Source organism: Sphingomonas sp. SL1004 (genome assembly GCF_057815015.1).
Genome location: NZ_JBYMUX010000001.1, coordinates 769,520 through 781,944, shown reverse-complemented (window position 1 = coordinate 781,944; position 12,425 = coordinate 769,520). Strand labels below are relative to the sequence as shown.

The following is a 12,425-nucleotide window of genomic DNA, read 5'->3' as shown; positions in this document are numbered from 1 at the left end:
AGCAGCGTTTCGGCATGCTCATAGGCTGCGTAGGGCGATCCCTCGCCATAGACGTTGCCGCGGGCGATCGGACCATTCTTGCCGTAGGTGAAGGTCCTGCCCTTCACGGCGATGCGATCCACCCAGGTTTTCAGCTGGCTGGGAATGGAGAAATTATAGAATGCCGCGCCGATCACGACGATGTCGGCACGGTCGGCGCCGGCAACCGTCGGCGGCGTTTGCCTTGCTGGTCGATGCGCTGCGGCACCGCCAACAGTCGGATGATCGAATTGGCGATTTCCCGCGTCGATCACGCGGGCGCTGGTCCGGATCGACCGGCGCGCTCATGGGCACTGCGAATGGTCCGCTATCGCGTGGAGGGCGTTTCCGTAGAGGGCATGCTGGCGAGCAGCGCCTGGATCCGCCGGGTCGTATCCGGCGAGGCGGGGTTGTAGACGATCATACCCAGGTCTGGTCGACCGTCGATGGCGAACGCCGAAAATTCCAGCTCGAGCAAGCCGTGTTCTGGGTGGTGCAGCCGCCTCAGACCGTCCGCATGTCCCGCCACGTCGTTATTCCGCCACAACGCCTCGAACTCCGGGCTGAGGCTAGAAAGCTCCTCGACCAGCCGGGTGATCTCCACAGCCGATCCGGCGCGGGTAGCGTCTGCCCGGAACGCTCCGACGACGTACCGTGCGACACTCAGCCAATCCTCCTGCGCCGCCTTCACGCTCGAGTTGGTGAAGATGAGACGCAGGATATTGCGCTGCTCGCGCGGTAGCTTGCCATAGTCCGTCAGCAACATCGCCGCTGCAGCGTTCCAGGCCACGACATCCCACGTTGCCGTCTTGATGATCGCCGGACTGATCGGCAGCGCATCCAGCACCCGCTGGAGACGCGGCGTCACGTCGTCGGAGCAGATATAGCGTGCCTCTGGCGGCCGCCCGAGTCCGAGAATGAACAGATGCTCACGCTCCGCCTCCGTCAGCATCAGTCCGGCGGCAATGCGATTGAGGACATCGGCAGACGGCGCGCCACCACGCCCCTGCTCCAGCCAGGTGTACCAGGTCGGCGATATGTTGGAACGCTGGGCGACCTCCTCGCGGCGGAGGCCCGGCGTGCGCCGACGCGTCCCGCCATAGCCGAACGCGGCGGCGTCCATTCGTGATCGACGATCGCGCAGGAAAGTCCCGAGCGGATTGATCGTATCGCGCGGCATGGTGGTCCTGTTGGTTTCTATACCCTGATAAAGTCACTACTTTAACAGGGAAAGCAATGCGCCAAACCGTCGCTTCAGACAAATTTGGAGCGACCCATGCGCGTGTTTCTTACCGGTGCGACCGGTTTCATCGGCTCTCATATCATTCCCGAATTACTCGGCAACGGTCACCAGGTGTCGGGGCTGGCGCGATCCGACGCGGGCGCGCGATCGCTGGCGTCCCTTGGGGTCGACGTACATCGCGGGACACTCGAGGATCTCGACAGCCTGCGCGCCGGTGCGGCGCAGGCCGATGCCGTGATCCACACGGCGTTCGATCACGAATTCACCAATTTCGTTGCGAACTGCGAGAAGGATCGGAGCGTCATCACCGCTTTGGGTCACGTCCTCGAAGGCAGCGATCGGCCATTGCTCATCACCTCGGGCGTTGGCCTCGGTGATAACGGCCCGGGTCGTCCGGCAACCGAGGACACCTTCAATCACCACCATCCCAATCCGCGGATCGCATCGGAACAGGCTGGCCACGCGCTGCTCGATGCCGGGGTCGACGTCCGCGTGGTGCGGCTCCCGCAGGTCCACGATACGGTCAAGCAAGGACTGATTTCGCCGTTCGTCGAGATTGCGCGCGAGAAGGGCGAGGCGGCGTATGTCGGCGATGGCGCGAACCGCTGGTCGGCTGGCCATGTGCTCGACGTGGCCAAGCTGTACGCCTTGGTTCTCGACCATGGCTGCAAGGGCGCGCGCTATCATGCCGTTGGCGAAGAGGGGGTTGCGGCGCGGACGATCGTCGAAGCGGTCGCAGCGGGTCTGGGTGTTCCGGTAGTTTCGGTGCCCCCTGCAAAGGCGTCGGACTATTTCGGATGGTTCGGGATCTTCGCGGGGCTGGACATGCTTGCCTCCAGCGCATGGACGCGGGCTGAGCTTGGCTGGACGCCGACGGGACCGGGCTTGATCGCCGATCTGGAGGCAATGGAATATGCCCTGCCTGATGCCGCTGCATAGCCAACGGCCGCGTCGATAACAGTTCAACCCGGCACCAACGAGGCACCTGAACGAACCGTCGGGACAATGCCGTCCCGGCGGTGTCGGGTTCAGCCGTGATGCACACGCCGATCCTTTTGCTGTCCGATAGCGGTGAACCGTCCGGCTACGCCCCTCAGTCGCTCCGTCGGCCGGGAGTCGCTGGTTACAGCGGCCCCAAGATCTGGTAATCCCCGGCCAATGCGTAGGCTCCTGCCCTTCCTTGCCTGTCTGATGCTCGTGCTGACCGCATGGGTCGGCGTGGCGCATGCCGCTGAAATCGGCGGTTGCATCGAGACCAGCCAATACGAAGCCGCGGCGCATGTCGATGGCGACGCAGATCAGGTTCCGGCCGATGCCGACAAGGGCTATCCGCATCATCACGGCAGCTGCCATGCGCACCATCTGAGCGCGCCGGACGCCGACACGATGGCCGGCATGACCGGGCCTGCCATCGCCACGCTCGCGCGCGTCGATGGCGCCGCGCTCGTCGGCCGCGATGCCGATACCGCACTGAGACCGCCACAGGCCTGACGCGTCGATCGGGTGCGCCACACGCGCCCGCGTCCCCATCGTCAGGAGCATTTCCATGCATCGCATCATTGCGGCCGTCATGGCCGCAGGCGTCTGCGCATCGTCGCTGCAGGCCCAGACCAATCCGCCGGCGTCGGCGACGCCGATCCTCTCGCTCGCCGAGGCGCTGGAACGCGCAGGCGCGTCCTCGCCATTCCAGGACGCCGCCTCGGCCGGATCCCGCGCCGCCGAGGCGCTGCGCCGGGTCGCAGCACTTCGTCCGAACCCCTCGCTCGTCGCCGAGACCGAGAATGTCGGCGGATCCGGCATCTATCGGGGCCTGCGCTCGTCCGAGACGACCGTCGGGCTGGCGCTGCCGCTCGAACGCGGCGGCAAGCGCCGTGCGCGGATCGCCGTCGCCGATGCCCAGATCGACCGTGCCGACATCCAGGCGGAGATCGTGCGCGCCGACCTTCGCCTGAGAGTGACGCAGGCCTATGTCCTCGCAGTCGCCGCGCAACGCCACATCGCGATCGCCCGCAATCAACGTGACATCGCCACGGAAGTTTTGCGGACCGCCGCGGTGCGTGTGCAGGCCGGTCGGGCGTCGCCACTGGAGGAACGGCGCGCCGATGTCGCGCGGATTTCTGCCGAAAGCGCGGTGGAGCGTGCCGAGCGATCGGCCGCCGTCGCCTCGACCAGTCTTGCGCGGCTCATCGGGGTAAAGGTGAGCATACTCGACGACGCCTGGTTCCAGCGGGTGGATGGGGTCGGCTCGGTCCAGCCGCGTGGTTCGACGGGCACGCTGACCGCCGCTGCGGCCCGCGCGGATTTCGACACCGCGACCGCGCAGGTCCGGCTGGCGCGCAGTCAACGCGTGCCGGACCTGACGCTGAGCGCCAGCGCCAGACGGCTCGAGCAAACCAATGACGTCGCCGCCGTGTTCGGCGTGTCGATCCCCTTGAACGTGTTCAACGGAGGCCGCTCGGCCGTTGCGGTCGCGGACGCGCAACGCGACCAGTCGAACGCGCTGCGCCGGGTGGCGCTGCTCGACGCCGAACAGGACATCGTGGCCACGCACGCCGAGGCCGAAAACGCCGCGACCTCCGCGCGCTACACCACCGGGCCGGCGTTGGCAGCGGCCGTGGAAGCCGCGCGGATTGCACGCATTGGTTACCGCGAAGGCAAGTTCGGGCAGCTCGACCTGCTCGACGCCGAGCGGACCCTGCTCGAAACCCGGACGGCCGCGATCGATGCGCTTGCCGCCTATCATGACGCGCAAGCGCGCCTCGAGCGGCTGACCACCGTCGCGCCTATCGCCAAGGAAACCGACCGATGAACCGCACGATCCTGCAGGCGATCGCGCCTGCCGCCATCGCCGTAGCCCTAGCCGGGTGTGGCCCCTCCCCCGGCCCCGCGGCCGATACGAACACTGCCGCTGGCGAGGATAGCGAGAAGGCTTCTGGCGAAATCTCGGTCATCAGCCTGTCGGCGCAGCAGATCGCCGATGCCGGGATCGAAGTTGCGCGCCCGACCGTAGGCGGCGCCGCCGGCGCCATCGAACTGCCCGCGACCATCGAGGGCGATCCGCAGGGCGTTCAGGTGGTGTCGGCGACGATCGGCGGCCGGCTGGTCTCGCTGACGCGCAACCTGGGCCAGTCGATCGGTCGCGGCGAAACGCTGGCGATCATCGAGAGCCGCGAGGCGGCCTCGCTCAACGCCGAGGTCGAGGCCGCCGGTGCACGGTCCGCACTCGCCCAGTCGAACCTTCGGCGCGAACAGCGACTGTTCGCCGAACGGGTATCGCCCGAACAGGACCTGGTGGCAGCGCGTACCGCCGCAACGGAGGCAAGCATCGCGCTGCGTCTTGCCCGGCAGCAGCTCTCGGCAACGGGCGGCAGTGCCGGTTCGCTGAACCGCATCGCGGTACGCGCGCCGATCGCAGGCCAGGTGATCGCTCGGTCGGCTACGCTCGGGCAACAGGTCGCCGCCGATGCGGAGCTGTTCCGCATCGCCAACCTTGGCAAGGTGTCGGTAACGATGTCGCTCGTGCCCGCCGACGCGGGACGCGTGAAACCGGGCGCGCGCGTAGAGGTGACTTCCGCGGGCAGACGTCAGGACGGTCATGTAACCTTCGTTTCGCCCATCCTCGACGAAACCACGCGGCTCGTCCCGGTGATCGCCGCCATCGACAACGCGGACGGCATCTGGCGCATCGGCGAGAATGTCGGCGTCTCCGTCCTCCTTCCGGCCAGCGGAGACCGCAGCGTCGCGATACCCTCCGCTGCCGTACAGATGATCGCCGACAAGCCCCACGTGTTCGTCCGCACGGCGACTGGCTTCAGGGCTACCCCGGTAACGCTCGGCCGCACCAACGGCGGCGCCGTCACCGTGACCGCCGGGCTGAACGGTGACGAACGCATCGCCTCCACCAACTCGTTCACGCTCAAGGCCGAACTCGGCAAGAGCGAAGCGAAAGAGGAGGACTAGGCCATGCTCGCCCGTATCGTAACGCTCGCCGTCGAAAAACGCTGGCTCGTCCTGCTGCTGACCGCCGCCGCGGCGCTCGCCGGCGTGTTCGCCATCCAGCGGCTGCCGATCGACGCCGTTCCCGACATCACCAACAACCAAGTCCAGATCAACGTCCGGGCGCCCGCGCTGTCGCCCGACCAGATCGAGAAGCAGGTTGCCTTCACCGTCGAGACCGCACTCGCCGGCATTCCAGGCCTCGAATACACCCGCTCGCTCAGTCGCAACGGTTTCGCGCAGGTGACTGCGGTGTTCGACGAAAAGACCGATATATACTTCGCGCGCGCGCAGGTGGCGGAGCGGCTGAGGACCGCAGAAGAGGACCTGCCGGACGACGTGACGCCCGAGATGGGGCCAATCGCCACCGGGCTCGGCGACATCTTCATGTGGACGGTCGAATATCGCGAGCTCGACCAGATCCGTCACCGAAACGGCGAGCCGGGCTTGCAGATGGACGGTAGCTACATCACGCCGGAAGGCGACCACCTCGTCAGCGAGCCTGACAAGGCGACGTATCTGCGCACGGTGCAGGACTGGATCGTCACGCCGCAGCTGAAGGGCACGGCAGGCCTCGCGGGGGTCGACAGCCTCGGCGGCTACACCAAGCAATATCTCGTCGTCCCCGACATCCAGCGGATGGCGGCGATGAAGATAACCCTGGAGAATCTCGCGACGGCCTTGGAGCGCAACAACACCAGTGCGGGTGCGGGCGTCGTCGACCGCAACGGCGAAGGCCTCGCGGTCCGCGCCGATGGTCGTCTCCGCAACGCCGACGAGCTGGCACGCACCGTGATCGCGACGCGCGAGAGCGTCCCCATATTGCTCAGCCAGATCGCCACCGTCCGCACCGGCCAGGCGTTGCGGATGGGCTCGGCGTCGGAGAACGGCCACGAGGTCGTCGTCGGCACCGCGGTCATGCGGATCGGCGAGAACAGCCGCACGGTCTCGACCGGCGTGGGCACGCGATTGGAGGAGATCGGTCGCGCCCTGCCCGTCGACGTCGTGATCAAGCCGGTCCTGAACCGTACCGAACTCGTCAACTCGACCATCGCAACGGTTGCCCGCAACCTCGCCGAAGGGGCGGTGCTGGTCATCGTGGTGCTGTTCGCGCTGCTCGGCAACTTCCGCGCTGCGCTGATCGCGGCACTGGTGATCCCGATCACGATGCTGCTGACCAGTATCGGCATGCTGAAGGCCGGCGTGTCCGCGAACCTGATGAGCCTCGGTGCGCTCGACTTCGGGTTGATCGTCGACGGCGCGGTCATCATCGTCGAGAACTCGCTCCGCCGCCTGGGCGACGCACAACACGGTCGCGGCGAGCCAATGCCGCTGCGGGAAAGGCTCGATCTGATCGCAGCGTCGGCGCGCGAGATGATCCGGCCGTCGGTCTACGGACAGGCGATCATCATCCTCGTCTACGCCCCGCTCCTCACCTTTACCGGCGTGGAGGGCAAGATGTTCGAACCGATGGCGCTGACCGTCATCATCGCGCTCGTCTTCGCCTTCATCCTGTCGATGACGTTCGTGCCCGCTGCCATCGCGATCGGGCTCAGCCAGCGCATCGACGAAAAGGAGAGCAGGATCATCGGCTGGCTCCGGCGTCGTTACGAGCCGGGCCTCGGCAAGGCGATGCGCCGCCCGACCGTCACGCTGGGTATCGCGGTCGGCGCGCTGGCGGTGGCGGGCGTCGCCTTCACCACGCTCGGCCAGGAGTTTCTGCCGCAGCTCGACGAGGGCAACATCCTGGTTCAGGCGGTACGCATTCCCGGCACGTCGGTCGACCAGAGTCAGGCGATGCAGTTCCAGGTCGAAAAGATGCTCGCGCGCCAGCCCGAGGTGCGCTTCGCCTTCTCGCGCACCGGTACGTCGGAGATCGCCAGCGATCCGATGCCGCCCAACGCCACAGACACCTTCGTCATCCTCAAGCCCAGGACGGCGTGGCCCGACCCGACGCTTGCCAAGGAAGCGCTGGTCGAACGGATGGAAAAGCAGCTCTCGACGCTGCCGGGCAACGCCTATGAGATCACGCAACCGATCCAGATGCGCTTCAACGAACTGATCGCGGGCGTCCGCGGCGACATCGCGGTGAAAATCTTCGGCGACGACTTCGGCGGCATGAACGCCGCCGCCGATCGCATCGCCGACGTCTTGCGCAGGACACGTGGGGCCGTCGATGTCCGCGTCGAGCAGACCGAGGGCCTGCCTATGCTCGACATCCGCCCGGACCGCATGGCGATGTCACGCGTCGGCGTCACCGCAGGCGACGTGCAGGATACCGTGGCAGCTGCGATCGGCGGACGGGAGGCCGGCATGATCTTCGAAGGCGATCGACGCTTCCCGGTCGTGATCCGCCTGTCCGAACACTCGCGCTCGGACCTGACCGAGGTGGCGCAGATACCCGTAGCGACATCGGCGGGCGGGTTCGTGCCCTTGTCGACGGTCGCCGACATCGCGGTCGTCGACGGCCCCAACCAGATCAGCCGCGAGAACGGCAAGCGGCGCGTGGTCGTCCAGGCGAACGTGCGCGACCGCGACGTCGCGGGCGTGGTGGCCGATGCGCGCGCGGCGATCGACGCGACGGTGAAGATGCCGCCGGGAACCTATGTCGAATGGGGCGGTCAGTTCGAGAACCTCACGTCGGCGCGCGACCGGCTGACGCTGGTCGTGCCGGTCTGCTTCATGGTCATCATGCTGTTGCTCTACGGCGCGCTCGGCTCGCTCCGCGATGCGGTAATCGTGTTCACCGGTGTGCCGCTGGCGCTGGTCGGCGGGGTGCTCGCGCTTGCGTTGCGCGGGATGCCGTTTTCCGTCTCAGCCGCAGTCGGCTTCATCGCGCTGTCGGGAATCGCGGTCCTCAACGGGCTGGTAATGGTGTCGTCGATTCACGACCTGATGGCGCAAGGCTTGGATAGGGCGAAGGCGGCGCACGATGGCGCCTTTGCGCGACTGCGGGCCGTAGCCATGACGGCACTGGTCGCAAGCCTCGGCTTCGTGCCGATGGCGCTCGGGCATGGCGCCGGTGCCGAAGTCCAGAAGCCGCTGGCGACCGTGGTGATCGGCGGTCTCATCTCGGCTACGCTGCTGACCCTGTTCGTCCTGCCGACGCTTTACGCTCGGTTCGGCGGAAGGCGCGTGCCGGCGGACAGCATTTCCCGCCAAGGGATAGAGCCGGGAGATGTCGCGTGAGCGGGACCACGATCACGCCAGGCACGACCATTCCCATGCACCTGCGAATCAGTCTGGACTTGAATCGCAGCGGCGCATCCATGCCGTCCGACGGGAACGCTCTCATCGCGCGAACTCATCGGGCAGGTAACGGTCGGCGACGACCTCGAACCGATCGCCGTCGACCAGAACCTGGGGGCTGAGCGCCCGGCAGTTGTACGTCGATGCCATTGCAGCACCATAGGCGCCGGTGGCGTAGAAGACCGCCAGATCGCCGCGGCGGACATGATCGATCTCGCGGGCGACGGCGAACATGTCGCCACTCTCGCATACCGGGCCTGCGATGTTGGCGACCATGCGCTCACCGTCAGGCGCAACCGCTGCGAACCGGTGGAAGGCATTGTATAGTGCCGGCCTAGCGAGGTCGGTCATCGCGGCGTCGACGATCACGAACGGGTGGTCGACGCCCGGTTTCGTCCAGATCACTCGCGTCATCAACACGCCGGCAAGACCTGCGATAACGCGCCCGGGCTCGAATGTCAGTTCGACGTCCCATTCGCGCGTGACCCTGGCGACCATGGCCGCATAGGCGTCCAGCGTCGGGACGACGTCGTCGTCGCGATAGGGAATGCCAAGGCCGCCACCAAGATCGACGCGACTGACGGCGTGCCCACGCGCACGCAGGTCCGCCACGAGCCGGCCGACATGATCATAGGCCATTTCCAGCGGTGCGAGATCACGAAGCTGACTGCCGATGTGAACCGCGACCCCGACAAGATCGAGACCTTCGACTCGAGACAGGCGATCGTACACATTGGGGGCGTCGGCGATCGCTACGCCGAACTTGTTGCCACGCAGCCCCGTCGAAATCTTGGCGTGCGTGCCGCCATCGACGTCGGGATTGACGCGCAACACGGCTGTCGCCTGCCAGCCCCGCGCGCGCGCCAGCGCGGCTAGCACATGGCCCTCTTCCTCCAGCTCGAGATTGAACTGTCCGACACCGGCAGCGAGCGCGTCGGCAAGCTCACGATCGGTCTTGCCGACGCCCGAAAAGACGATGTTCGACGCCGCCATGCCCGCGTCGAGGGCCCGCCGCATCTCCCCGCCCGAGACGATGTCGGCGCCCAAACCGCACTCGGCCAGCAGCTGCAGCACCGCGCGGTTGGGGTTCGCCTTGACCGCAAATGCGGTACGCACCCGCGGCAGAATCGACAATGCGGATGCTAACCGCCCCGCCGCGCCGCGGAGAGCAGCGGTGGAATAGACATGGACAGGCGTGCCCACTGCCTCGGCGATGACGGGCAACGGCACGTCTTCGGCGTACAGGACGCCGTTTCGCGAATTGAAATAGCTCATGGTCGTTCGGTACCTGCTAACGGGACTGCAGAGGATCGGATCGGCGGCCGTTGCGACGAAGACGCACGCCGTGGATCGCTTCGGCGGTATGCCGGTGGCCGTGACGTTCGGCACGCAATGCCACCAGGACGCGCTTGCCGTTGAACATCAGCGTCAGGCCGAGCAACGCGATCGGGAACACGAATAGGGCCCGCGCCGATCCCTGCATCGCCGTAGCAACGCCGCAAGCGCCGACCGCCAGCACCAGACCGATCCCACGCCAGACGATATCGCGTCTGGTCATGATGCGATCTCCCCAGCATATGCGCCGATACCGTCGACGATGACGACCCGCCCGGCGTTGCGTAACGCGCGCACCACCTCCGGGCTCCGGTTGGGCGCGATGTCAGGGCAGATCACGATGTCGGCGGGAAAGTCTTGCTCCGCCTGCAACGCAGCAATCATGTCCGCCACCGCGAAGTCGGCGCCGATCGCCGGGTCTTCCGCTCGGCTCGCAGCGGCGCGCGCGCGACCGATCAACCGGGGCGATCGATCGATGCCATGGCCTTCTATCGCGGTGAAGCCAAGCTGCCTGGCCTGCTCCAGCGCCTGGAGCAGAAGTGCCCCGGCGCCGCAATCGGCATCGACGATACGGACTGCGTGCCGGCCGCTTTTACGCAGCGCCGACAAGGCGGATTCGACCAGCGGCCAGCGCGGGTCATGGACGGCCGTCCTCGATGCGCGCCGCGTCGAATGGGTCCGCCTGTCCTTTCCAGGAGCAATACCCGACCGGGCGGGTAGCGGGCGCACGTTCATTGCCATTCCTCTGTCACGCGACATGGCCGCGCACGCTCGTTGCGGCCGACCGGAGCAAAGGACACGAGCGGCGTAAGCGGCAGGTCTGCGATCTGGACGCTGGCATGGTAGATGTCTCGCTCCGCCAGCGCATAGCGCATGGCGGCGCCGTAGGAGATGAAACGGCCTTCCAGATTCCGTCTGCTGTCCTGGACCAGCCAATGCCCCGCACGGTCCTGTCCAACATAGATGACGAGCCCGCTAGGATCGGGCTCCGATATGGGTTCAGACGACATCTCGCCGCGTTGCCTTTCGTATCGCGAGCGTCCTGCCCGCCCCCGTGATGTACGGAGTGCGGCATAGCGCTGCGAGATCGATCCGCGCCGATCGCATAGTGTCAGCATAGCATTCCGCCGGCACGGGCATTTCGGCCGTCCGGGGGCGCTCGAAATTGGTCGATCAGCGTCCCTGTCGCCTTTGTCGTCCGCACCGTGATGCAAGAACTCGATAGAGCATTGCCAGCGTACGAATAAGCGGACCGGAGTGGTGGCAGTCCTCGAAAAGGGAAGCGATCGGTCGTGACGTCGCGCACGAGGTCCGCTAGCTCCAGTCCCGTGGACGTACAGAACTCTGGTGGCCGGGAAGGCATTGGTCAGGACGCGATCGTCGATGCCGCGATCGACATCATCGTCCGCAACGGGTTTGCCGGGTTGACCCTGCGCCCGCTCGCATCGAACCTCGGTGTCAGCGTCGCCGCGATATCGGTGCGGATGGGGACCAAGGATCAGCTGATCGACCGCGTCATCGATCTTGCCGCGCAACGCGATCAGGGCTTCTTCGCGCGATGGCGCGCATTGGCCGACACCGTCTCGCCCCGCGATGCCACCACCCGCGCAGTGCTGGCGGATCTAGCCTTCCGGGACTGGACGACGACAGGCCGGCAACAGGCGGTCTTCCTGATCGAGCTGGTCCACCATCACGCGCTGCAGCAAACGCCGTCGGCTACGCTCGATCGATGGCTGGCGTGCGCGGGGACCTTCTGGTCGACATTGGTGTTCGGCTCGTCTGGACTGGCCGACCTTGCGCTCGGCTATGTGCTCGACGAGGCCGGGTTCGCGCTCGGCGCGGACGACGAGCCCGCCTATGCAGCATTGCGCGTACTATGCCTGCACCGGTTCGCCGACGGGCTGCGGCCGCGCGGCGGCGCGGACGGTATGGCTATCGAGCGACTGATCGCAACGCTCAAACCGAATGATCTCACGATCACGGCGACCGACGATCCCAAGCGCCAGCGTATCGCCGACAGCGCCGCGCGGATCATCGTTTCGCAAGGCATGGATGCGGCAACCCATCGCTCGGTGGCGCAGGCGGCCGGGGTGCCGGCGTCGACCGTCGTCTACCATTTCGGCGGACGCGGCGCCCTGGTCGCTGCGGGCCTCCATGCGGTAATCGCCCGTTTCCACGGTACGCGTGAGCGTGCGCTTGCCGAGAAAACCGCACCGGGCGACGATCTGGAAGCTCGCGATCTCGTCAAGGCGACGTCGATGATCGCCTTGGCCAGTGCGCGCGCGGCTAGTCTACGCCCCTATGCCGTCGACATGCGGCGACGGCGCGGCGAGAATATTCGCGCTAGCGATATGGTGACGCTGGGGTTCGATCCGCACGCAGATCAGGCGTTCGATCGCGCGACAGCTCAGGTCGTCTCGATCGCGCTGTTTGGGATGCGGATGGTCGCCATGAGCCGCACGCTGCCGGAACACGCCTATTATCGCAGTGCGTTCGCGGCTCTCGATGCCTGGACCGCCGACCGAAAGGACTGAGCGCCGAACAAGGGGCTCCGGCGCCGAACTTCCGCGTCGCTGTCATCGAA

11 protein-coding genes and 1 pseudogene are annotated in these 12,425 nt (G+C 66.6%); 6 read left to right on the top strand and 6 right to left on the bottom strand.

All coding sequences use genetic code 11. The features are described from left to right. Positions 1-80 precede the first annotated feature (80 nt). Together AC3D24_RS03555 and AC3D24_RS03550 are read right to left on the bottom strand one after the other, a co-directional pair. A pseudogene (locus AC3D24_RS03555) lies at positions 81-293 on the bottom strand (NAD(P)H-dependent oxidoreductase); the annotation flags it as partial. Between the two features lie 53 nt (positions 294-346). After that, positions 347-1,198: a helix-turn-helix transcriptional regulator gene (locus tag AC3D24_RS03550; protein WP_489028245.1), complete on the bottom strand. Its 852-nt coding sequence runs from the start codon at positions 1,196-1,198 to the stop codon at positions 347-349. A gap of 96 nt (positions 1,199-1,294) precedes the next feature. On the opposite strand from AC3D24_RS03550, the gene AC3D24_RS03545 reads away from it, so the two are divergent. From AC3D24_RS03545 to AC3D24_RS03525, 5 genes are all read left to right on the top strand, one after another. Continuing rightward, entirely contained in the window at positions 1,295-2,200 is a 906-nt protein-coding gene (locus tag AC3D24_RS03545) for an SDR family oxidoreductase (RefSeq protein ID WP_489028243.1), read from the top strand. Between the two features lie 219 nt (positions 2,201-2,419). Further along, the gene (locus AC3D24_RS03540; protein ID WP_489028241.1) at positions 2,420-2,752 is read left to right on the top strand and encodes a hypothetical protein; all 333 of its coding nucleotides are present in this window, start codon (positions 2,420-2,422) and stop codon (positions 2,750-2,752) included. A 55-nt stretch (positions 2,753-2,807) separates the two neighbouring features. Then, positions 2,808-4,070, top strand: coding sequence for a TolC family protein (locus tag AC3D24_RS03535; RefSeq protein WP_489028239.1), 1,263 nt, complete (start codon positions 2,808-2,810; stop codon positions 4,068-4,070). Next, positions 4,067-5,221 carry an efflux RND transporter periplasmic adaptor subunit gene (locus tag AC3D24_RS03530; protein ID WP_489028237.1) on the top strand — a complete coding sequence of 385 codons (1,155 nt, stop codon included), beginning with the start codon at positions 4,067-4,069 and terminating at the stop codon, positions 5,219-5,221. Before AC3D24_RS03535 ends, AC3D24_RS03530 begins: the two co-directional genes overlap by 4 nt. 3 nt (positions 5,222-5,224) lie before the next feature. Then, on the top strand, positions 5,225-8,446 hold the full coding sequence (locus AC3D24_RS03525) for an efflux RND transporter permease subunit (protein ID WP_489028235.1): 3,222 nt from the start codon (positions 5,225-5,227) through the stop codon (positions 8,444-8,446). Positions 8,447-8,548: 102 nt separating this feature from the next. Here AC3D24_RS03525 and lysA read toward each other — a convergent pair whose 3' ends face one another. From lysA to AC3D24_RS03505, 4 genes are all read right to left on the bottom strand, one after another. After that, entirely contained in the window at positions 8,549-9,781 is a 1,233-nt protein-coding gene (gene lysA / locus AC3D24_RS03520) for a diaminopimelate decarboxylase (protein WP_489028233.1), read from the bottom strand. A 16-nt stretch (positions 9,782-9,797) separates the two neighbouring features. Next, positions 9,798-10,064, bottom strand: coding sequence for a hypothetical protein (locus AC3D24_RS03515; RefSeq protein ID WP_489028231.1), 267 nt, complete (start codon positions 10,062-10,064; stop codon positions 9,798-9,800). Next, a complete protein-coding gene (locus AC3D24_RS03510; RefSeq protein WP_489028229.1) occupies positions 10,061-10,450 on the bottom strand; it encodes a methyltransferase domain-containing protein in 390 nt (129 codons plus the stop codon). The genes AC3D24_RS03515 and AC3D24_RS03510 overlap by 4 nt, the downstream gene beginning before the upstream one ends. A 122-nt stretch (positions 10,451-10,572) precedes the next feature. Next, positions 10,573-10,851, bottom strand: coding sequence for a hypothetical protein (locus AC3D24_RS03505; protein WP_489028227.1), 279 nt, complete (start codon positions 10,849-10,851; stop codon positions 10,573-10,575). Between the two features lie 318 nt (positions 10,852-11,169). On the opposite strand from AC3D24_RS03505, the gene AC3D24_RS03500 reads away from it, so the two are divergent. Then, positions 11,170-12,375 carry a TetR/AcrR family transcriptional regulator gene (locus AC3D24_RS03500; RefSeq protein WP_489028225.1) on the top strand — a complete coding sequence of 402 codons (1,206 nt, stop codon included), beginning with the start codon at positions 11,170-11,172 and terminating at the stop codon, positions 12,373-12,375. Positions 12,376-12,425 lie beyond the last annotated feature (50 nt).

Coding starts and splice junctions, on each gene's coding strand:
- AC3D24_RS03550 (WP_489028245.1), bottom strand. CDS start 1,198: ATGCCGCGCGATACGATCAATCCGCTCGGGACTTTCCTGCGCGATCGT.
- AC3D24_RS03545 (WP_489028243.1), top strand. CDS start 1,295: ATGCGCGTGTTTCTTACCGGTGCGACCGGTTTCATCGGCTCTCATATC.
- AC3D24_RS03540 (WP_489028241.1), top strand. CDS start 2,420: ATGCGTAGGCTCCTGCCCTTCCTTGCCTGTCTGATGCTCGTGCTGACC.
- AC3D24_RS03535 (WP_489028239.1), top strand. CDS start 2,808: ATGCATCGCATCATTGCGGCCGTCATGGCCGCAGGCGTCTGCGCATCG.
- AC3D24_RS03530 (WP_489028237.1), top strand. CDS start 4,067: ATGAACCGCACGATCCTGCAGGCGATCGCGCCTGCCGCCATCGCCGTA.
- AC3D24_RS03525 (WP_489028235.1), top strand. CDS start 5,225: ATGCTCGCCCGTATCGTAACGCTCGCCGTCGAAAAACGCTGGCTCGTC.
- lysA (WP_489028233.1), bottom strand. CDS start 9,781: ATGAGCTATTTCAATTCGCGAAACGGCGTCCTGTACGCCGAAGACGTG.
- AC3D24_RS03515 (WP_489028231.1), bottom strand. CDS start 10,064: ATGACCAGACGCGATATCGTCTGGCGTGGGATCGGTCTGGTGCTGGCG.
- AC3D24_RS03505 (WP_489028227.1), bottom strand. CDS start 10,851: ATGTCGTCTGAACCCATATCGGAGCCCGATCCTAGCGGGCTCGTCATC.